Origin of the sequence: Lentzea sp. HUAS12, from assembly GCF_024125735.1 — a bacterium.
In the GTDB taxonomy this organism is placed as follows: Bacteria; Actinomycetota; Actinomycetes; order Mycobacteriales; family Pseudonocardiaceae; genus Lentzea; species Lentzea albida.
This window is the reverse complement of the sequence record NZ_CP099738.1, coordinates 9,496,892-9,516,205: the sequence shown is the minus strand read 5'-3', so window position 1 is coordinate 9,516,205 and position 19,314 is coordinate 9,496,892. Positions and strand designations below refer to the sequence as shown.

Below are 19,314 nucleotides of genomic sequence, written 5' to 3'. Positions count from 1 at the left end.
TGCCGCCGCCCGCCCCTAACGCGGGGCGACGTCCCCCTAACGGGTGACGGACGGCCCCTAAGGAGTTCGGCCGCCCGAGATCTAGGGCGCGGACCCGATGCCAGGGGGATGTTGATCTCACTACGGTTCCCGGGAACCTTCCCCCGACCCGCCGTAGGAGCTCCACTCCCATGATGCAGCAGGACATCCAGCCGGCCACCCCGCAGCAGCCCGTTCAGCCCGCCGCGCCCGCCCAGGCCACCCCGGCGGCCGTGCCGCAGGAGGCCCAGCCGGCGACGCTGCAGGAGTTCGCCCTCAACCTCCTGAACGACCCGGCGGCGCTGTCGGCGTTCAACCTCGACCCGGAGGGCGTCCTCGGCTCCTGCGGCCTCGGCGACATCACCCCCGGTGACGTGCAGGAGATCCTCCCGCTGGTGCTCGACGCCGCCTCGATCGCGGACGTCGGCGGCCTCGCGGACGTCAACGGCCTGGTCGGCGACCTGTCCGGCCTCGGCGACGTGTCGCACACCCTCGACGGCGTCACCGGCGTCGTTCCCGGTCTCGGCGACGTGGCCGGTCTGGGCGGTGTCGCGGACCTCGGCGGTGTGGCGGACCTGGGTGGCGTCACCGACCTCGGCGGCGTCACCGACCTCTCCGGTGTGACGGGTCTCGCCGGCACCGGCGACGTGCTCGGCACCGTGACCGGTGTGGCGGACGTCGACGGCGTCCTCGGCACCGTCACCGGCGTGACCGACGTCGTCTCCCTCGACGTCACGACCGTCACCGAGACCGTCCACGAGGTCGTCCCGGACGTCGCGCCGGTCAGCGACGTGCACGACACCGTCCACGGCGTCGTCGACGTTCTCGGCGGCGACGTGCTGGGCGGCGTCACGGACCTCGACGTGCTCGACGGCGTCGGCGGCCTGACCGAAGGCCTCGGCCTCGGTCTCTGATCTGGTGCTCGGATGAGCAGACGAGCGTTGATCCTCGGCGGCACGGGCCTCATCGGCCGTGCCGCCGCTCGGCGTCTGGGGCAGGCGGGCTGGACCGTCGACGCGCCGGGCCGCGAGGTCGACCGCGGCGATCCCGAGGCCCTGGCCGCCGCGATGGGCGACGGCGCCGACCTCCTCGTCGACACCCTCTGCTACTCGGCCCGGGACGCGCGGACGCTGCTGCCGTTGGCGCGCAAGGCCGTCTTGACCGTGATGATCTCCGCCAAGGCCGTGTACGCGGACTCGCGGGGACGGCACGCGAACTCCCCCGAGCCTCCCCGGTTCGACGATCCGGTCACCGAGGACCAGCCGACGCTCGCACCACAGGAGTCGGATCCGTTCACCCGCGAGGGATACGGCCCGAACAAGGTCGCGGCCGAACGGACGCTGCTCGACAGCGGACTTCCGGTCACCGTGCTGCGACCGTCCAAAGTGCACGGTCCTGGCAATAAGCGCCCGCTGGAGCAGTACTTCGTCGAACGGATCCTCGCGGGCAACAAGGTGGTCGTGCTCGCCGCACGCGGTGAGGGCGTTGACCACCCGACCGCCGCGGCGAACCTGGCGGCGTTGATCGAGACGGTCGCGGACCACCCCGGCGCGCGCGTGCTGAACGCCGCCGACCCCGACGCCCCGAACGGCCTCGAGATCTCCCGGATCATCGCGGCCTCGCTCGGCCACGTGTGGACGGAGATCCTGCTGGACCACTCCGAAGCGGGCCTGCACCCGTGGCACCGCGGCTTCGTCCTGGACACGTCCGCCGCCGTGGCCCTGGGCCACCGCCCGGTCGGCGACTACGCCCACACCGTGCAGGAGACGCTCCGCGACCTGGTTTCGAGGCACTCGTGGCAGGATCGGGCACGTGAGTGACATTCAACGTGTGGGAGTCGTCGGTTCCGGTCTCATGGGGTCCGGTATCGCCGAGGTGAGCGCACGCGCCGGTCTCGACGTCATCGTCGTCGAGGTCAACGCGGGTGCGGCCGAGGCGGCGCAGGGGCGGATCGCCACCTCGCTCGCCAGGGGCGTCAAGTCGGGCAAGCTCAGCGAGGAGGACCGGGACGCCGCCATCGCGCGCATCCGGTTCACCACCGACATCGGCGAGTTCGCCGACCGCCAGTTCGTGGTCGAGGCGGTCGCCGAGAACGAGCAGGTCAAGACCGAGATCTTCGCGTCGCTCGACAAGGTCGTGAAGGACGAGGACGCCATCTTCGCGTCCAACACGTCGTCCATCCCGATCATGAAGCTCGGCATGGCCACCAACCGGCCCGAGCAGGTCATCGGCGTGCACTTCTTCAACCCGGTGCCGGTGCTGAAGCTGGTCGAGATCGTGCCGTCGCTGCTGACCGGCGCCACCACGCAGGACCGCGCCGAGGCGTTCGTGACCGGCACCCTGCACAAGGAGGTCATCCGCTCGCAGGACCGCGCCGGCTTCGTGGTCAACGCGCTGCTGATCCCCTACCTGCTCTCGTCGATCCGCATGCTGGAGTCCGGCTTCGCCTCGGCCGACGACATCGACAACGGCATGGTGCTCGGCTGCGCGCACCCGATGGGCCCGCTGCGCCTCACCGACCTGATCGGCCTCGACACCACCAAGGCCATCGCCGAGTCGATGTACGACGAGTTCAAGGAGCCGCTGTACTCCCCGCCGCCGCTGCTGCTGCGCATGGTGGACGCGGGGCTGCTCGGCAAGAAGTCGGGCCGCGGTTTCCACAACTACGCGAAGTAGCTCCTCACGAAGGGTTCCTCGAAAACGGTTCGAGGGACCCTTCGCGTTTGTGGACAATGCCGAGGTGTCCTACTTCGGCATCGACGGCTACGAACCCCGGTGGCTCGCCGGTTCGTCCATCATCGACGCCGCCCACGGGCCACGCCTGCGGGCGCTGACCGGCCACGTCCTGCGCCACGTCTGGCTGCTCTGGGACATCGAGGACGACGAGTGGTTCGCCGACGCCCCCGTCCTGCTGGACTTCGGCCACGAGCAGGTCGAGATCAGCCACCAGAAGTTCGCCGACCTCTCCGTCACCTGGAACACCATCTCCCCGGCGAAGCAGCCGGCCTGGACCAGCGGAGTCTTCCAGCTCGCGTGGCGCGACGAAGCCCGTGCCGACGCGTCCGCCCACCACGGCCACCGTCTCGACGCGGTCGAGCTGCTGGAGTACGCGGGATCCAACGCCGCCCACGGCATGACGGCCATCAGCTTCGTGTTCTCCGGCAACCGGCTGACCGTCTCCAACGGTCTCGACGAGAACGACCTGGAGTTCGGCGGGCCGGACCCCGCCTACCGCCGAACCCCGCTCTAGACCGCCGCCAGCCGGTTCATCGAGTGCTGGATCAACGCCACCAGCACCGACTTCGACGACTCGCGGTCCCGCGCGTCGCACAGCACCACCGGGATCGCCTCGTCGATGTCCAGGGCGTGCCGCACCTCGTCCACCGTGTACGCCTGAGACCCGTCGAAGCAGTTCACGGCCACGATGAACGGGATGCCGCGGTGCTCGAAGAAGTCGATCGACGGGAACGACGAGTCGAGCCGGCGCGTGTCGACGAGCACGACCGCGCCGATCGCGCCGGTCGCCAGTTCGTCCCACATGAACCAGAACCTGTTCTGGCCGGGCGTGCCGAACAGGTACAGCACCACCTTGGTGTTGATGGTGATGCGGCCGAAGTCGAGGGCGACGGTGGTGGTGTCCTTGCCCTCGATGCCGGCGAGGTCGTCGACGTGCACACCGGCCTCGGTGAGCAGTTCCTCGGTCCGCAGCGGCGGGATCTCGGACACCGACGCGACCATGGTGGTCTTGCCGGTGCCGAACCCGCCCGCGATGACGATCTTGACCGCGGTCGGCACGGTCAGCTGGGCGTCAGATCCCACGAACACCATCCAGTACGGCCTGCAGGAGGTCCCTGTCAGGAATCTTGGGAGTGGAGGTCTGCACGAGCACGTCACCGCGCTCGATGAGGTCCGAGAGCAGGACCTTCACCACGACGAGCGGGACGTCGAGGTAGGCGGCGACCTCGGCGACCGAGAGCGGGCGTGCGCACAGGGCCATGATCTCGCGATGTTCGACCGTCAGCGAGGTCTGGTCGGACGCAAACGAGGACGCCCGGACCTGCGTCACGAGGTGCAGATCAGGCGCGTTCGGCCGGGTGCGGCCGCGCACCATCGCGTACGGCCGCACCAGCGGGCCCGCGGCCTCGTCGTACCACCAGTCGTCGCGCCCGGTCATCAGCGCGACTCACGCGCCGAAGGGACCGTCGCGGTCTCGGCGCGAGGAGCCGAGGAGAGGTACGTGCCGACTCGCTTGACCAGCATGTTCATCTCGTACGCGATCATGCCCATGTCCGCGTCCTCCTCACCCAGCACGGCCAGGCACGCGCCGTGGCCCGCAGCGGTCACGAAAAGATAAGCATGCTCCATCTCCACGATGGTCTGCCGGACAGCACCACCACCGAAATGGCGGCCGGTCCCCCGGGCGAGTGACTGGAACGCGGACGCCATGGCGGACAGGTGCTCCGAGTCGTCGCGCGACAGCCCGGCCGAGCGGCCGAGCAGGAGTCCGTCCGCCGACAGCACGACCGCGTGGCGGGCTCCGACCACGCGCTGGATGAGGTCCTCCAGCAACCAGTTCAGTTCGCCGTGCTGGCTGGTGTTGTCCTTCATGACGAGGGGGCTCCTTCTGATCTCCAGTCGTCGGACAGCCGGGCGTCACGGGTGCCGCGCTGGAACGCGGCGAGTCCGTCACGGGTCCGCTCGGCCGCCCGTTCGCCGGTCACCGGCTCGGCGTGCGACGGCTCCTCCGAGGACTGCATGAGCTGCGGCGCGAGGTTCTGCCGCTTCTTCCTGCGGGGAAGGGGTGCCTTCCCGTCCATCGCCTGAGGTGCCGCGGGGGTTGGTTCGTCCACAGGGGCAACAGCGCTCATGTCAGGTTCTACGAGCGCGTTCAGCCCCGCGTTCAGTGCCTCCTGCACTTCGGGATTCACCTTCACGGGGAAGCTCGGGTGGTCCTCGGTGTGCCCGTGGTACGTGTCGTGGAACGACCGCACCGGCATCTGAGTGGTCTCGGTGATGTCGCCCGCGGTGTTGTGCGGGGCGACGATGGCGGGCGGCAGGACGCACAACGCCACTGTGCCGCCGTAGGGCGAGTCGCGCAGCTCCACCTTGATGCCCCGCCGTGCGGCGAGCCTCGCGACGACGAACAGGCCGAGGCGGGACTCGCCCCGGAACGCCATCGTCTCGAAGTCCGGCGGGTTGGAGAGCTTCGCGTTGGCCTGGAGGCGTTCCTCCTGCGTCAGGCCCAGGCCGTGGTCCTCGATCTCGATGACGAGCCCGTGCGGCGCGGCGCTGGAGTGGACGATCACCTCGGAGCGCGGGGACGAGAACGCCGTGGCGTTGTCGACGAGCTCCGCGAGCAGGTGGATGGTGTCGGCGACGGCCACGCCGACCAGCGCGCGGTCGGGCACAGGGTTCACCCTGACCCGGACGTACTGCTCGGTCTCGGCGACGGCGGAGCGGATGACGTCGCTCAGGCGCACCGGCTTGCGCCACTGCCTTCCGGGCTGCTCCCCGGCGAGGATGATCAGGTTCTCCGCGTTGCGGCGGGCGCGGGTCGCCAGGTGGTCGAGCTGGAAGAGCGAGTCGAGCTGCTCGGGGTGCTCCTCCTCGCGCTCCAGCTTGTCGAGGATCTTGAGCTGCCGGTGCACGAGCCCCTGGTTGCGGTGGGCGATGTCGAGGAAGACCCGGTTCACGCCCTCGCGCGCCTGCGTCTCCTTCACCGCCGCCGCGACCGCCGTGTACTGGGCGGCGTTGAACGCGTCCGCGACCTGGCCGATCTCGTCGTTGCCGTAGTCGAGCGGCGGCATGTCCCGGTGGACGTCCACCTGCTCGCCGCCGCGCAGGCGCGCCACGATGTGCGGCAGCCGTTCCTGGGCGAGCCGCAGCGTGTCCTCGCGCAACGACGTCAGCCGCGTGACGAGCGCCCTCGACACGAGCCGATTCGAGATGCGCAACGCCAGCACGATGCCCACGACGACGGCGAGCAACGCGATCAGGCTGCCGATCAGCACCGCGGCGACCCGGCTGTCGGCCTTGTCGACGCCCAGGTCGGCGGCGTTGCGGGCCTGCGTGACGGCGAGCCCGACGAGGTTGTCGTGCACGGGACTGGCCACGCCGCGCCACTGCACGTCGGTGACGGCCGCGTCGGCGGTGATGATCCGGCCCTCGAGGTCGAGCAGCGTCCGGTACTCCGTGCTGCCGCGCAGCGCGTCGTACTGCGAGCGCGGCTGCTCCAGCGCGAACGGGATCGAGGAGTCGAGGCTCGAGTGGTACGCGCCGATCAGCCGGGCGAACTCGACGCGTTCCGGTGCGGCGAACGAGCCGTTGAGCAGCCCGCGCGACCCGATCGTGGCACCGCGGGAGAGCCAGTCGGAGGCCTGGAAGATCGTCACGGCCTGGACGTTCGCCTGGCTCGCCTCCGCGTCGGGCACGAGGCGCGCCTGCCTCGACAGCAGCGCGACGCCCGAGTCGAGCAGGCTGTTGTAGAAGTCGTAGACCGCCTGCGCGTTCGCGGACCCCGAGTCGATCCGGGCGCGTTGCTGGGGCAGCTCGTCCAGCGCGGTGTTGAGGGCGTTGATCCGGTCGTCGATGTCCTGCGGCACGCTGTCGGAGAACTCGGTGAACGCGGCCTTCATCTTCCGGACGGCCTCGTCGGTGACGGCGTGCTGGCGCTTGAGCCCGCCCCTGTCGACGCCCTGGACGTTGCCCAGGACCTCGAGGCTCTGCTGCCGTTCCTTCTGCAGCCCGGCGAGCGCCTCGACGGACGGGATCGCCGCGCCCTTCACCCCGGCCGCGACCGACCGCATGTAGAAACCGTCGAAAAGGGTGTAAGAGGAGAAAACGGCCCACATGACCAGCAGGACCACGCTGGGAACGACCACGACACCGGCCAGCCGCGACCGAATGGTCCGGTAGTTGGTCGGTGTGTAACCGCTCTTCTCGCTCACAGCGCTCTCGGTCTCTCCTGTGTCCCACGGCTAGCGCTGCGGGTTACCTGAGTAACTCCTTCGGGTGGTTTCAGGTTACGGGGCAGGCTACCCAGTCGAGTGAGAGGAGCAACACCCGGTACAGGGGTTCTCACAAGGCAAGAACCCCCGTACGGGCTAGTTCCGTCGTCCGTTTTCCTAGGGGCGCTCCACCGCCACGACGGTGTACGTCGTCTCCGGCGTCGGAGGCGTGCTGAACCGGGCATTCGGCAGGTAGAGGCGCTTGCCGAACGCCGCGACCGTGGTCGGCACGTCGAAACGGGCGTCCGTGCGTTCCGCCGCGAGCGTCGCGCCATCACGGCTCAACGTGTAGCGCGCGACTTTGTTCAGTCGGTTTTGCACCACGTACAACTGACGCCCCTCACGCAACAGGCCGTCGCCATTGGTGAGTGTTTGACCGTTCAAATTGATCTCGGTCGATTCACCACTCCGGGGATCGATCCTGAACAACTTCCCGGTGTTGCTCTGCACGACGATCAGACCGCCGTCGAGCCCGGTGACGATCCCGTTCAGGTTCGTGGCGCCGGGGGTGACGACGAGATCACCCGTCACCGCGAGCGTGCGGTGCGGCTTGAGGCTCAGCGGCACCTCGTAGAGCACCGCCTTGCGCGAGTCGGTGAACCACGCCGACTTCTCGGTCAGCACCACGTCGTTGACGAACGTGTCCGCGGTCGCGAACTGGAACTTCGCCAGCAGCTTCCCGGAACGCGTGTCGTAGACCCGTGCGTCGCCGCCCGTGCCGCCCGCGACCCACAGCCGCTTGCGGTCGTCGACCTTCAGGCCCAGCGACGGTGTCCCCGGCCCGGTGGCCAGCACCTCGCCGGTGCCGGTGCGCAGGTCCGCCGCGTAGATCGACCCGTCGGCCCGCGACCCGAAGTAGGCCGTCGTGCCGCTGATCGCGATGCCTTCCGGCTGCCACCCGTTGGGCAGGGAGAACTCCGTCGGGAACCGCGTGCCGCGGGACTGCTCGGACGCGCCTGCGGTGGCCGGCGCCGCGGCGGTGAGCGAGACGCCCAGGACCGCCACGAGCAGGACACCGAATCTGCGGTACATGCCGCCTCCTAATCGGATTGGGTGCGTCCCCGATCCTTCTCCAGAGGACGGCCGAACAGGAGATTTCTCAGGATTCCGACATCTCCACAGGTCAGCGGCGCGTCACAGCTCGGCCGCGGCCTCGGCGACGAGCTCCAGCGACTCGCCCTCCCCCAGCGCCACCTCCCGCAGCCCGGCGAACCGCTGCGCGCACTGCTCGGTCATCCCCGGCTCCTCGACGTACTCGCCCTTCACGAACGTCTCCAGGTACGCCACGTCGTCGTGCTGCCGGTGCGCGAACCCGAGCAGCGTGAACGGCGACCCCATCGCCGGGTAGGCGCCCGCGCCGCGCGGCACCACCCGCACGCTCACCGTCTCGTGCTCGCTCACCTCCATGAGGTGCAGCAGCTGCGCCTTCATCACCCGCGGCCCGCCGACCACCTGCCGCAGCACCGCCTCCGGGAACACCGCCTGCACCGTCAGCGGGTCCTTGTCCCGCAGGCGCGTGGCCCACGCCTCCCGCACCATCGCGAGCCGTGCCGTGCGCACCGGGTCGTCGGTCTGCATCACGGCGTCGGTGTAACCGGGGAGCTGGAACACCGCCGGGACGAGGTCGAGCGTGAACGCCCGCAGCACCGTCGCCTCGAACACCAGGTTCGCGAAGTCCGCCGCCGGGTCGAAGTTCACCGGGTGCCCGGCGCCCTTGCGCGCCCGTTCCGCGTGCTGCGCCCGCGCGACGACGGCCTGCCACTCCACGACCGGCACCTTGTAGACGTACCCGAGCGCCATGACGTCGACCGGCGCGGACGGCTGCACCGCGTTCTCCATCATGGACAGCTTGGCGCTGCTGAACCCCACGCGCTGGCCCGCCTCGGTGAGGCTCAGCTCGCGCTCGGCGCGCCACCCGGCCAGCTGACGCCCGATGGCGCGTTCGAGCGTCGTGGCCCGGAAATCCTTCGGCATGACGCGAAGGATAGGACCAATTCGGATCCCCGAAAGGGACGGGCGGTGTGGACAACCCTTTACTGGCAAGGAAGTTCGTTCACCGTGACGCGTTGCGTTAAACGCACGAAGCTATTGATAACGCATCGCGCGCGCATGGGCACGCACGAGGTCGTGGAACCGGAACGCGTCGTCTCCGACCTCGGTCAGCAACGACTTCTCCACCAGGTCGTCCAGCGCGTCTTCCACGTCGCACTCGGGTTCGCCCGCGATCGCCGCCGCCACGGGCACACCGAACGCGCCGGGTTCCCACGCGCACAACCGGTAGAGCCGCGCCTGCCGTTCACCGAGCTCCACATAGGACAGATCGAGCAACGGCCCGAGCCGCCCGTCGTCGGGCAGCGGTCCCACGGCGATCTCCCGTGCTCCCGGGAGAGCGAGCCTCGACCGGCTCGTGACGAGCACGGTGCCCGACGCGGGCAGCAGCGGCGTCACCTGCTCGGCGGAGTCCGCGTTGTCCAGCAACAGGGTGAACTGCCGGCGCGTGACGAGGCCGCGGAAGACCGCCTGCTCGTCGGCGGGGCCGGCGTCGAGCCCGAACGCCCGCAGCACGCGGCCGAGGTCGTGCGCCGCCAGGTCGACGTACAGCTGCGCTCCGGACCCCCTGTCCCGCAACCACTTCAACGCCAGCGCGGTCTTCCCCGCACCACTCGCGCCGTGCAGCACCGTCACCCCGGCCCGGATGCCCGCCAGTTCGGCGTCCCTGCCGACGAAGTGCCGCGGCGGCGCGGGCGGGCGGAACCGCGGCGGCACGTCGTCGCGCCCCCTGATGCCCCCGGTCGCGCCGGCCACCAGAACGTCCCTCATCCCGCACCTCCCCGAAACCTCGAAGTTACGGGCTTTCCCCGTCTTTCATCAGACGGCCATCGAGTGATCGCACGTGAGCGCGGCCCCGGTCCTCGACGTCGAGGACCGCACCTGCCGGCCGTTGACGATGATCTTGCACGTGAGCTCGCCGTGCACGCCCTCGAGCCGGACGACGACCCTGCCCTTGCGCTTGCCCATGCGCTCGAACGGCAGGTCGGGGTTGCGCAGGGTGCGTTCCTCCTCACCGGGGAACGTGTAGGTGAGCCGGTCGGTCGTGCCCGTTCCCTCGACCACCACGCGGATGTTGGGCGCTGCCGCGCAACCGGCTGTTCCGGCCAGCAGCAGGCCCACGAGTAAGGCGGCGGTCTTCATGCCCCGAACGGTAGGAAGCGCGGGGGTGATCCGGCATCAGCCTGAAGGCTCAAGCGATATCAGCCATCAGAGTGACAAGCCCTGGTGCCGAAGGCACTCCTCGACCCTGATCCGCTCGACCTCGCGGTCCATCCCCTCGGGCAGGGCGCGCAACCGGTGCTCGACGCCCAGGGCCGTGCAGGCCTGCACGAGCAGCGCGTCGTAGGCCTGACGAGCACCGATCTTCTTGGCGGCCGACGCACCGGGCTCGAAGCACGCCCGTGCCCGCCGCACGCGACGAAGGTCGGCCGCGATTTGTTCGATCGGCCGATGTTCGGACACGGTGCCAAGCTACCCCGCCTGCAACGCGAGGAAGAGGTCCACGCGCGCCTCGAACTCCGCGAGGTCGGTGCCGAGCAACTCCTCCACGCGACCGACCCGGTACCGCAACGTGTTGACGTGGACGTGCAGCTTGGCGGCCGCCGCCGTCCACGAGCCGGAGCAGTCCAGGAAGACCTTCAACGTGCCCACGAGGTCCGAGCCGTGCTCGGCGTCGTAGTCCAGCACGGGCCCGAGGAACCGGCGGCGCAACGACGTGCGCAACTCCTCCGGCACGCCCGCGAGCAGCAGTTGGTGCAGTGCGATCTCCTCGCCCGCCACCACACACGTGCGCCCGCCACGGCGCTCTCCCAGCCGACGCGCGTGCGTGGCCTCCTCCGCCGCACCGCGCAGGCCCCGGGACGTGACCGGTGAGCTGATGCCGACGAGCACGCGGGACGAGCCGAGGCCCGGTTCCATCACGCGCATCGCCTCGCGGAGGTCGTCGGGCATCGAGTCGCCGGCCTTGGCGATCGCGTAGACGGTGTCGCCGACCGGGGTCACGAGGGCCTGCGGCAGCGCCTCCTCCAGCACGGCGGCGGCCAGGTCGGTGCGCTGGTCGGAGGTCACCGCGCTGATCACCCGGAGCCGGGCGCGCTCCAGACCGGCGGCCGCGAGCCGCGACTCCAGGTCGGCCGACCCGTTCAGCACGGCGGAGACCAGGGGCGCGGCCGTGCGGTTCTCGATCTGGCGGCCCTGCGCCTCGCGGAGGCGTTCCAGCCCGACCAGGGACGCGAGCTCGGCGGCGGCCTCCTGCTGCACCGGGCCGCCGACGACGAGGACCCAGCTGGTGAGCCGGTTGCCGCCGCGCTCGGACACCGGCACGAGCGTGACGCCCCGGACCGTCTTCGGCAGCCGGTCGGCCTGCAGGAACTCCTTCACCAGCCCGACGCGGTCGGGCAGCTCACCGCCCGCGACGACCCGGCCGGCCGTGGACAGCACCCAGCACGACGCGCCCAGCTCGTGGCTGCCGGCGAGCAGCAGGGCGGGCAGGCCGGAGCCCTCCGCGACGACGTTGAGCAGGCGGCGGTGGCGCGAGAGCCCGACGAGTTCCATCGAGACGCGTTCGGTGATGGTCGCGAACGAGAGGTCGACGGGCACTTCGAGCAACGGCACGTGGTGGCGTTCACAGGCATCCACGAGGTCGGTCGGCAGCGCGCGGTCCTCGGTCTCCGACGCGGCCAGCCCGGCGACGCGGGCCGAGGCGAGCGAGCGGACGAACGTCTCGGAGTCCTGCGGGCCGTGGTGCCAGAGCAGGCCGGACAGCACGAGCTCCCCGCCGGACAGGTACCGGCTGGGGTCGGGCAGCTCCGTTCCGTACACGCGCGTGACCGTGCGGTCGAGCTGGTCCTCACCGGTGTGCAGGCTCAGGCGCAGTTCCGGCATCTGCAGCAACGTCCGCAGCAGCAACATGACAGGTCACTTTCGTCCATTCGTGTTTGTAGGAAAGCACAAATCCTCGTCGTGCAGGGGCCTGGCGATTCATGTACTTCTGCCGTAGAGGAACACAGCCGTGTCTCTGTGTACTGGCTCACAACCAGATGGGAGGGCGAGTGACGATCTCCACGCACGTGCTGGACGCGGCGCGAGGCAGGCCGTTCGCGGGCATCGCCGTGTCGCTGCAGCGCCGCGACGGGACCGAGGTGGCGAACGCCGAGACGAACACCGACGGGCGGATCACCGGATGGGGTGAGGGCCTGGAAGCCGGGGTGTACCGGCTGGTGTTCGACACGGCCGAGGCGGCGCCGTTCTTCCCCGAGGTCGTGCTCACGTTCGACTACTCCGATCCGGCGCAGCACTACCACGTGCCGCTGCTGCTCTCGCCGTTCGCCTACTCCACCTACCGAGGTAGCTGACGATGGACTTCCTTCGACCGGAAACGCTCGCCGAGGCGTTGGAGCTGAAGGCTTCGAGGCCGGACGCCGTGCCGATCGCCGGCGGCACGGACGTCATGGTGGAGCTGAACTACGACCACCGCAGGCCCTCCGCCCTGCTGGACCTCACGCGCGTCCCCGAGCTGCGGCAGTGGTCGGACGGGCTGCGGATCGGCGCGGGCGTGCCGTACGCGCGGATCATCACCGAGCTCGGCGAGCAGTTGCCGGGTCTCGCCATGGCCTCCCGCACGGTCGGGTCGCCGCAGATCCGCAACCGCGGCACGGTCGGCGGCAACCTCGGCGCGGCCTCCCCCGCGGGGGACACCCACCCGGTGCTGCTGGCGTCGGACGCGGTCATCGAGGTGGCCTCCACGCGCGGCACGCGGATGATCCCCGCCGCCGAGTTCTACCTGGGGGTGAAGCGGAACGCGCTGGAGCAGGACGAACTGATCGTGGCGGTCCACCTCGCGCCTGCCAAGGGGCCACAGCAGTTCTCGAAGGTCGGCACGCGCAACGCCATGGTGATCGCGGTGTGCTCGTTCGGAATCTCGCTGTTCCCGCAGGAGAACCGCGTCGGCGCGGCGGTCGGGTCGGCCGCCCCGACACCGCGGCGGGCCACCGAGGCCGAGGAGTTCCTGGCCTCGGCGCTGGACTTCCGCAATCCGGCGCCGTTGCTCGACTCGGTGAAGCGCGAGTTCGGCGAGCTGGTCTCGCGGGCCGCGTCGCCGATCGACGACGTGCGCGGGTCGGCCGCCTACCGCAAGCACGCCTTGGCAGTGATGGCACGCAGGACGCTGGGCTGGGCCTGGCAGGAACTTCTGGACGGGGAGCGGGCATGCGCGTGAACGTGACGGTCAACGGCGAGCAGCGCCAGGCCGACGACGTGTGGGAAGGCGAGTCGCTGCTGTTCGTGCTGCGCGAGCGGCTCGGGCTGCCCGGCTCGAAGAACGCCTGCGAGCAGGGCGAGTGCGGGTCGTGCACGGTGTACCTGGACGACGTGCCGGTGTGCGCGTGCCTGGTCGCGGCCGGGCAGGCGCAGGACCGCGAGGTGCGCACGGTCGAGGGGCTCGCCGACGGGGACGCGCTGGACCCCGTGCAGGAGGCGTTCGTCGAGGCGGGCGCGGTGCAGTGCGGGTTCTGCACGCCCGGTCTGGTCGTGCAGGCGCACGACCTGCTGGACCGCGTGCCGAACCCGTCGGACCCGGAGATCCGCGAGGCGCTCGCCGGGAACCTGTGCCGCTGCACCGGGTACGAGAAGATCCTGGACGCCGTGCGACTGGCGGCGTCGCGCCGATGATCGTCCTCGACCGCTGCGCGGTGTCCACTGTGGACGAAGCCGGGACCGAGCACGCGTCCGGGCACGTCGTGATCGAGAACGGGCGGATCTCCTCCGTCGGTTCCGGCCCGGCGCCACGGCCCTACGAGTCGCACACGTACGTCGACGCGTCGTCGTGCCTGGTCACGCCGGGGCTGATCAACACCCACCACCACCTCTACCAGTGGGCGACGCGCGGCCTCGCGACCGACGCCACGCTGTTCGAGTGGCTCACGACGCTGTACCCGGTGTGGCGCGGCCTGGACGACACCGTGACGCACGCGGCGGCGTCGGCGGGGCTGGCCCGGCTGGCGCTGACGGGCTGCACGCTGGCCGCGGACCACCACTACGTCTTCCCGTCCGGCGGCGGTGACGTGTTCGACGCGCTGGTGTCGGCGGGGCGGCGGATCGGGATCCGGCTGGAGGCGATCCGCGGGTCGATGGACCGCGGTGAGTCGTCCGGTGGCCTGCCGCCGGACAACCTGGTCGAGGACACCGAGGCCGCGCTGGTCGCGACCGAGCAGGCCATCGGCGACCACCACTCGACCGCCGACGACGCCCTGGTGCGCGTGGCCGTCGGGCCGTGCTCGCCGTTCTCGGTGTCGAAGGAGCTGATGACCGGGGCCGCCTCGCTCGCCCGCCGGCACGGCGTCCGGCTGCACACGCACCTCGCCGAGACCCTCGACGAGGAGGAGCAGTGCCTGGCGGAGAACGGCTGCACGCCGACCGAGTACGCCGAGCAGCTCGGCTGGCTGGGCCCGGACGTGTGGCTCGCGCACACCGTGCACCTGAACTCCGGCGCGGTGAAGAGGCTGGGAGCGACCCGGACGGGGTCCGCGCACTGCCCGACGTCCAACGGGCGGCTGGGCACCGGGATCGCGCCGGTCCGCGACCTGCTCGACGCCGGCGCGCCCGTGGGACTCGGCGTCGACGGTGCCGCGTCCAATGAGGACGGTGGCCTGGTCGTGGAGCTGCGGTCGGCGCTCTACCAGGCACGGCAGCGCGGCGGTCCGGGCGCGCTGGACGCCCGCAAGGCGTTGTGGATGGGCACGATGGGCGGTGCGCAGGTGCTGGGCCGCGCGGACTCGCTCGGCTCGATCGAGCCCGGCAAGGTCGCGGACCTCGCCGTGTGGGACCTGTCCGGGATGAACTACGCGGGGATCGCGGACCCGGTGGCGGCACTCGTGCTGGGCACTCCCCCGCCGTTGAAGCTGTTGATCGTGGGCGGTGAGGTCGTGGTGCGGGACGGGGTCCTGCTCACCGCGTCCACCGACGACCTGGCGCGGGACCTCTCCGCCGCCAGCGCCAAGCTCCAGGAGGCTGCGCGATGACCCTCACTCCCGCCGAGCTCACGTCCGCGGTGTCGGGTGGCATCGGGACGTCTCCGCAGCGGCCTGACGGCAACCTGAAGGTGCGCGGCGAGTTCGCCTATGCGTCCGACCTGTGGCACGAGGACATGATCTGGGGCGCGACGCTGCGCTCACCGCACCCGTACGCCCGCATCACGTCGGTGGACATCACCGAGGCGTTGAAGGTGCCGGGCGTGTACGCGGTGCTGACCCACTCGGACGTGCCCGGCCGCAACCTGTACGGGCTGGAGCACAAGGACCAGCCGGTGCTGGCCGTGGACGTCGTGCGCTACCAGGGCGAGCCGGTGGCGCTCGTCGGCGCCGACCACCCGGAGACCGCGCTGCGGGCCATGAAGAAGATCGTCGTGACCTACGACGTGCTGGAACCCGTGGTGGACATGGAGACCGCGGCCGACGACACCCCGTTGCACCCCGGCGGGAACCTGGTCCGGCACGTGCCGATCCGCCGCGGTTCGCAGGACGTCACGGCCGACGTCGTGGTGACCGGGCGGTACGAGGTCGGCATGCAGGACCAGGCGTTCCTCGGGCCGGAGTCCGGGCTCGCGGTGCCGGCGGAGGACGGGTCGGTCGACCTCTACATCGCGACGCAGTGGCTGCACGTCGACCGCGACCAGATCGCGGCGGCGCTGGGGTTGCCGCAGGAGCAGGTGCGGCTGACGCTGTCCGGTGTCGGTGGCGCGTTCGGTGGCCGCGAGGACCTGTCGATGCAGGTCCACGCCTGCCTGCTGGCGCTGCACACCGGCAAGCCCGTGAAGATGGTCTACAACCGCGAAGAGTCGTTCTACGGCCACGTGCACCGGCACCCGGCCGTGCTGTACTACGAGCACGGCGCCGACCACACGGGCAAGCTCGTCTACGTCCGGACGAAGATGTACCTCGACGGTGGCGCGTACGCCTCCTCCACGCCCGCTGTGGTGGCCAACGCGGCGACACTCGGCGTTGGACCGTACGAGGTCGACAACGTCACGGTCGACGCGTACGGCCTCTACACGAACAACCCGCCGTGCGGCGCGATGCGCGGATTCGGTGCTGTGCAGGCGGGCTTCGCCTACGAGTCCCAGATGGACAAGCTGGCCGAGGCGCTGGGCATGTCCCCGGTCGACGTCCGGATCCGCAACGCGATGACCGAGGGCTCCGTGATGCCGACCGGCCAGGTCGTGGACTCGGCCGCGCCCGTCGCCCAGCTGCTGAAGCTGGTGCAGGACAAGCCGTTGCCCGCCGGCACCTCCACCGACATCCGCGAACTCCCCGGTGGCGTCTCGAACACCACGCACGGCGAAGGCGTGGTGCGGGGTGTCGGGTACGCGGTCGGCATCAAGAACATCTGCTTCTCCGAGGGCTACGACGACTACTCGACCGCCCGCGTCCGGGTCTCGATGGTCAACGGCGAACTGGCCGCCGCGGTGCACACCGCGGCGTGCGAGGTCGGCCAGGGCCTGGTGACGATCATGCAGCAGATCGTGCGCACGGAGCTCGGCATCGAGCGCGTCACCGTGCTGCCGATGGACACCACGATCGGCAACGGCGGTTCGACTTCCGCCTCCCGCCAGACGTACGTGACCGGTGGCGCCGTGAAGGCCGCCTGCGCGCTGGTGAAGGCACGTCTGGACGGTCGTGCGGACATCGGTGACGAGGTCATCGACGAGACCACCGAGTGGCGTCACCGCGCGACCGAGGCCCTCGATCCCGAGACCGGGCAGGGCAACGCGCACGTCCAGTACGGGTTCGCCGCCCACCGCGCCGTCGTCGACGTGGACGTCGACCTCGGTCTGGTGCGCGTGGTGTCGCTGGACTGCGCCCAGGACGTGGGCCGCGCGCTGAACCCGCAGGCCGTGGTGGGCCAGATCCAGGGCGGTTCCGCCCAGGGCCTCGGCCTCGCGGTCATGGAGGAGATCCAGACCTCCGGCGGCAAGGTGCGCAACCCGTCCTTCACCGACTACCTCATCCCCACCGTGCTCGACATGCCGCCGATGAGCATCGACGTGCTCGAGCTCGCCGACCCCCACGCCCCGTACGGGATCCGCGGCGTCGGCGAACCGCCCACCATCTCGTCGACCCCGGCGATCGTGGCGGCGATCCGCGCGGCGACCGGCCTGGCGCTCACCCGCGTCCCGGTCCGCCCGGAACACCTCACCGGTACTTAGAACCCTGGAGTTTCCTGCTGTGAACGCACATCTGCTCGCCACCATCGACCTGGCCACCCGCAACGTGGCCTCCGGTGGGGGCCCGTTCGGCGCGATGGTCGTCCGCGACGGCGAGGTGATCGCCACCGGCGTGAACCAGGTGACGCCGTCGCTCGACCCCACCGCCCACGCCGAGGTCGTCGCGATCCGCGCGGCCTGCCAAGCCCTCGGTGACTTCAAACTGACCGGCTGCACGCTCATCTCGTCGTGCGAGCCGTGTCCCCTGTGCCTGTCCGCCGCGCTGTGGGCGCGGGTCGACAGGGTCGTCTACGCCGCCGACCGCCACGACGCGGCGGCGGCCGGGTTCGACGACCGGGAGTTCTACGAGCTGTTCAGCAAGTCGCGCGACGACTGGGAACTGCCCGTGCACCAGATCTCCACCGGTGAGGACAACGCCCCGTTCACAGCGTGGATGTCGCTCGCGACTCGTATCGACTACTAGGCCACAAGCCCCCAAAAATCGAACACAGTGCTGACCGGAGCTCACATCGCTTAAACGCGTTCCGGCGTTGGAACGCGCCCACCGGCATGGGAAAGGCCGTCCTCCATGACCCAGTTACGGAGCCGACAACCGACGTCGGCCCTCGACCAGTTCTTCCGCATCACCGAACGTGGCAGCTCTTTGGGCCGTGAGGTGCGCGGGGGCATCACGACGTTCGTCGCGATGTCGTACATCGTGCTGCTGAACCCGTTGATCCTCGGCGCGTCCGCGGACATCACGGGCGCCAAGCTCACCATCGCCGAGATCACCACAGCGACGGCGCTGGCCGCCGGCGTGATGACCGTCCTCATGGGACTCGTCGGCAACGCACCTCTCGCGATAGCGGCGGGTCTCGGCGTGAACGGCGTGGTGGCCTTTCAGATGGCACCGGAGATGACGTGGGCGCAGGCCTTCGGTCTCGTGGTGCTCGAAGGCATCTGCATCGTGGTCATGGCCGCCTCCGGAGTCCGCGAGCGGATCATCAACGCGATCCCGGAGCCGTTGAAGATCGCGATCACCGTGGGCATCGGGCTCTACATCGCTCTGGTGGGACTGGTCTCCGCCGGTTTCGTGACCCGCACGCCGGACGCGGCGGGATCGACCGTGCCGGTGCGCATGGGCCTCGACGGGCACCTCAGCGGGTGGCCGATCGCGGTCTTCTGCCTCGGTCTGCTGCTGATGATCGTGCTGCTGGCGCGGGGCGTGCCCGGTGCCGTGCTGATCAGCATCGTGGTGGCGACCGTCGTCGCGATCGTGGTGAACGCCGTGTTCGACGTGCGGGGCTGGGGTCTCGTGACGCCGTCGCTGCCCTCGTCCGTGGTGAGCTCGCCGGACTTCGGGTTGTTCGGACGCGTGGACCTGTTCGGCGGCTTCGTGTCGGCGGGCGTGATCGCGGCGACGATCTTCCTGTTCACGCTGGTGCTCTCCGGGTTCTTCGACGCCATGGGCACGATCACGTCGGTCGCCGACGAGGCGGGGCTGAAGAAGGACGGCAAGGTCGAGGGGATGGGCAAGATCCTCATGGTCGACGGCGCCGGCGCGATCGCCGGTGGCGTCACGGGGTCCGCCCCGAACACCGTGTTCCTGGAGTCGGCCGCGGGCGTTGGCGAAGGCGCCCGGACCGGCCTGGCCTCGGTGGTGACCGGTGGGCTGTTCCTGGTGGCACTGCTGTTCACACCGCTCGCGACGGTCGTGCCGGCGCAGGCGGCGGCACCGGCGCTGGTGGTGATCGGCGGCCTGATGATGACCCAGATCCGCCGGATCCCCTGGCAGGACACGGACTTCACGATCCCCGTGTTCCTGACCGTGTCCATCATCCCGTTCACCTACTCGATCACCAACGGCATCGGCGCGGGCCTCGTGTCCTACGTCGTGCTGCGCATCTGCAAGGGCCGCTGGCCCGGCTGGCTGATGACCGGCCTCGCGCTGATGTTCGCCGTGTACTTCGGCGTCGACCTGATCAGCGGCAAGTGATCCGCGGGGCCCGGCCGGGCGGCCACCCGGCCGGGCCCCCTTCG

Annotated in this window: 21 protein-coding genes; 11 read left to right on the top strand and 10 right to left on the bottom strand. The window is 70.3% G+C overall.

The window, feature by feature from the left end:
• Window positions 1-170: 170 nt before the first annotated feature.
• From ND450_RS44860 to ND450_RS44845, 4 genes are read left to right on the top strand one after another with little or no spacing between them, the layout of a single operon-like run.
• The gene (locus ND450_RS44860; RefSeq protein WP_253323987.1) at window positions 171-932 is read left to right on the top strand and encodes an IniB N-terminal domain-containing protein; all 762 of its coding nucleotides are present in this window, start codon (window positions 171-173) and stop codon (window positions 930-932) included.
• Window positions 933-944: 12 nt separating this feature from the next.
• Window positions 945-1,838, top strand: a complete 894-nt coding sequence (locus ND450_RS44855; protein WP_253323986.1) for an NAD-dependent epimerase/dehydratase family protein — start codon at window positions 945-947, stop codon at window positions 1,836-1,838.
• Complete coding sequence (locus ND450_RS44850; RefSeq protein WP_089913160.1) at window positions 1,831-2,694, top strand: 3-hydroxybutyryl-CoA dehydrogenase; 864 nt, start codon at window positions 1,831-1,833, stop codon at window positions 2,692-2,694. The genes ND450_RS44855 and ND450_RS44850 overlap by 8 nt, the downstream gene beginning before the upstream one ends.
• Before the next feature lie 49 nt (window positions 2,695-2,743).
• Window positions 2,744-3,268, top strand: coding sequence for a hypothetical protein (locus tag ND450_RS44845; protein ID WP_253323985.1), 525 nt, complete (start codon window positions 2,744-2,746; stop codon window positions 3,266-3,268).
• On the opposite strand, the gene ND450_RS44840 is transcribed toward ND450_RS44845, so the two are convergent.
• The 10 genes from ND450_RS44840 to ND450_RS44795 all read right to left on the bottom strand — a co-directional run bounded on the left by ND450_RS44840 (window position 3,265) and on the right by ND450_RS44795 (window position 11,987).
• Complete coding sequence (locus ND450_RS44840; protein ID WP_253323984.1) at window positions 3,265-3,846, bottom strand: ATP/GTP-binding protein; 582 nt, start codon at window positions 3,844-3,846, stop codon at window positions 3,265-3,267. The two genes, ND450_RS44845 and ND450_RS44840, sit on opposite strands and share 4 nt — an antisense overlap.
• The gene (locus ND450_RS44835; RefSeq protein WP_089913169.1) at window positions 3,827-4,192 is read right to left on the bottom strand and encodes a DUF742 domain-containing protein; all 366 of its coding nucleotides are present in this window, start codon (window positions 4,190-4,192) and stop codon (window positions 3,827-3,829) included. Before ND450_RS44835 ends, ND450_RS44840 begins: the two co-directional genes overlap by 20 nt.
• A complete protein-coding gene (locus tag ND450_RS44830) occupies window positions 4,192-4,626 on the bottom strand; it encodes a roadblock/LC7 domain-containing protein (RefSeq protein WP_089913172.1) in 435 nt (144 codons plus the stop codon). Before ND450_RS44830 ends, ND450_RS44835 begins: the two co-directional genes overlap by 1 nt.
• On the bottom strand, window positions 4,623-6,965 hold the full coding sequence (locus ND450_RS44825; protein ID WP_371927602.1) for a nitrate- and nitrite sensing domain-containing protein: 2,343 nt from the start codon (window positions 6,963-6,965) through the stop codon (window positions 4,623-4,625). Before ND450_RS44825 ends, ND450_RS44830 begins: the two co-directional genes overlap by 4 nt.
• A gap of 177 nt (window positions 6,966-7,142) precedes the next feature.
• The gene (locus tag ND450_RS44820) at window positions 7,143-8,057 is read right to left on the bottom strand and encodes a superoxide dismutase (RefSeq protein WP_253323983.1); all 915 of its coding nucleotides are present in this window, start codon (window positions 8,055-8,057) and stop codon (window positions 7,143-7,145) included.
• A 102-nt stretch (window positions 8,058-8,159) separates the two neighbouring features.
• On the bottom strand, window positions 8,160-8,999 hold the full coding sequence (locus ND450_RS44815) for a helix-turn-helix transcriptional regulator (RefSeq protein WP_089913177.1): 840 nt from the start codon (window positions 8,997-8,999) through the stop codon (window positions 8,160-8,162).
• Between the two features lie 111 nt (window positions 9,000-9,110).
• Complete coding sequence (locus tag ND450_RS44810; RefSeq protein WP_253323982.1) at window positions 9,111-9,845, bottom strand: ATP-binding protein; 735 nt, start codon at window positions 9,843-9,845, stop codon at window positions 9,111-9,113.
• Window positions 9,846-9,893: 48 nt separating this feature from the next.
• Window positions 9,894-10,217 (bottom strand): hypothetical protein, encoded by a 324-nt coding sequence (locus tag ND450_RS44805; protein ID WP_253323981.1) that lies wholly within the window; start codon window positions 10,215-10,217, stop codon window positions 9,894-9,896.
• A 66-nt stretch (window positions 10,218-10,283) separates the two neighbouring features.
• Window positions 10,284-10,538 (bottom strand): hypothetical protein, encoded by a 255-nt coding sequence (locus ND450_RS44800; protein ID WP_143091512.1) that lies wholly within the window; start codon window positions 10,536-10,538, stop codon window positions 10,284-10,286.
• Window positions 10,539-10,547: 9 nt separating this feature from the next.
• A complete protein-coding gene (locus tag ND450_RS44795; protein ID WP_253323980.1) occupies window positions 10,548-11,987 on the bottom strand; it encodes a PucR family transcriptional regulator in 1,440 nt (479 codons plus the stop codon).
• A 128-nt stretch (window positions 11,988-12,115) separates the two neighbouring features.
• Between ND450_RS44795 and uraH the strand changes: the two genes are divergently transcribed.
• The 7 genes from uraH to ND450_RS44760 all read left to right on the top strand — a co-directional run bounded on the left by uraH (window position 12,116) and on the right by ND450_RS44760 (window position 19,270).
• A complete protein-coding gene (gene uraH / locus ND450_RS44790) occupies window positions 12,116-12,430 on the top strand; it encodes a hydroxyisourate hydrolase (protein WP_036015170.1) in 315 nt (104 codons plus the stop codon).
• A 2-nt stretch (window positions 12,431-12,432) separates the two neighbouring features.
• Entirely contained in the window at window positions 12,433-13,293 is an 861-nt protein-coding gene (locus ND450_RS44785) for a xanthine dehydrogenase family protein subunit M (RefSeq protein ID WP_253323979.1), read from the top strand.
• Window positions 13,284-13,745, top strand: coding sequence for a (2Fe-2S)-binding protein (locus ND450_RS44780; protein ID WP_089913194.1), 462 nt, complete (start codon window positions 13,284-13,286; stop codon window positions 13,743-13,745). The genes ND450_RS44785 and ND450_RS44780 overlap by 10 nt, the downstream gene beginning before the upstream one ends.
• Window positions 13,742-15,094, top strand: coding sequence for an 8-oxoguanine deaminase (locus tag ND450_RS44775; RefSeq protein WP_253323978.1), 1,353 nt, complete (start codon window positions 13,742-13,744; stop codon window positions 15,092-15,094). Before ND450_RS44780 ends, ND450_RS44775 begins: the two co-directional genes overlap by 4 nt.
• On the top strand, window positions 15,091-17,277 hold the full coding sequence (locus ND450_RS44770; RefSeq protein WP_253323977.1) for a molybdopterin cofactor-binding domain-containing protein: 2,187 nt from the start codon (window positions 15,091-15,093) through the stop codon (window positions 17,275-17,277). Before ND450_RS44775 ends, ND450_RS44770 begins: the two co-directional genes overlap by 4 nt.
• Window positions 17,278-17,296: 19 nt before the next feature.
• Window positions 17,297-17,758 carry a nucleoside deaminase gene (locus ND450_RS44765; RefSeq protein WP_253323976.1) on the top strand — a complete coding sequence of 154 codons (462 nt, stop codon included), beginning with the start codon at window positions 17,297-17,299 and terminating at the stop codon, window positions 17,756-17,758.
• A 105-nt stretch (window positions 17,759-17,863) separates the two neighbouring features.
• Window positions 17,864-19,270 carry an NCS2 family permease gene (locus tag ND450_RS44760; RefSeq protein WP_253323975.1) on the top strand — a complete coding sequence of 469 codons (1,407 nt, stop codon included), beginning with the start codon at window positions 17,864-17,866 and terminating at the stop codon, window positions 19,268-19,270.
• Window positions 19,271-19,314 lie beyond the last annotated feature (44 nt).

Coding starts and splice junctions, on each gene's coding strand:
- ND450_RS44860 (WP_253323987.1), top strand. CDS start 171: ATGATGCAGCAGGACATCCAGCCGGCCACCCCGCAGCAGCCCGTTCAG.
- ND450_RS44855 (WP_253323986.1), top strand. CDS start 945: ATGAGCAGACGAGCGTTGATCCTCGGCGGCACGGGCCTCATCGGCCGT.
- ND450_RS44840 (WP_253323984.1), bottom strand. CDS start 3,846: ATGGTGTTCGTGGGATCTGACGCCCAGCTGACCGTGCCGACCGCGGTC.
- ND450_RS44835 (WP_089913169.1), bottom strand. CDS start 4,192: ATGACCGGGCGCGACGACTGGTGGTACGACGAGGCCGCGGGCCCGCTG.
- ND450_RS44830 (WP_089913172.1), bottom strand. CDS start 4,626: ATGAAGGACAACACCAGCCAGCACGGCGAACTGAACTGGTTGCTGGAG.
- ND450_RS44820 (WP_253323983.1), bottom strand. CDS start 8,057: ATGTACCGCAGATTCGGTGTCCTGCTCGTGGCGGTCCTGGGCGTCTCG.
- ND450_RS44815 (WP_089913177.1), bottom strand. CDS start 8,999: ATGCCGAAGGATTTCCGGGCCACGACGCTCGAACGCGCCATCGGGCGT.
- ND450_RS44810 (WP_253323982.1), bottom strand. CDS start 9,845: ATGAGGGACGTTCTGGTGGCCGGCGCGACCGGGGGCATCAGGGGGCGC.
- ND450_RS44805 (WP_253323981.1), bottom strand. CDS start 10,217: ATGAAGACCGCCGCCTTACTCGTGGGCCTGCTGCTGGCCGGAACAGCC.
- ND450_RS44795 (WP_253323980.1), bottom strand. CDS start 11,987: ATGTTGCTGCTGCGGACGTTGCTGCAGATGCCGGAACTGCGCCTGAGC.
- uraH (WP_036015170.1), top strand. CDS start 12,116: ATGGGAGGGCGAGTGACGATCTCCACGCACGTGCTGGACGCGGCGCGA.
- ND450_RS44785 (WP_253323979.1), top strand. CDS start 12,433: ATGGACTTCCTTCGACCGGAAACGCTCGCCGAGGCGTTGGAGCTGAAG.
- ND450_RS44780 (WP_089913194.1), top strand. CDS start 13,284: ATGCGCGTGAACGTGACGGTCAACGGCGAGCAGCGCCAGGCCGACGAC.
- ND450_RS44775 (WP_253323978.1), top strand. CDS start 13,742: ATGATCGTCCTCGACCGCTGCGCGGTGTCCACTGTGGACGAAGCCGGG.
- ND450_RS44770 (WP_253323977.1), top strand. CDS start 15,091: ATGACCCTCACTCCCGCCGAGCTCACGTCCGCGGTGTCGGGTGGCATC.
- ND450_RS44760 (WP_253323975.1), top strand. CDS start 17,864: ATGACCCAGTTACGGAGCCGACAACCGACGTCGGCCCTCGACCAGTTC.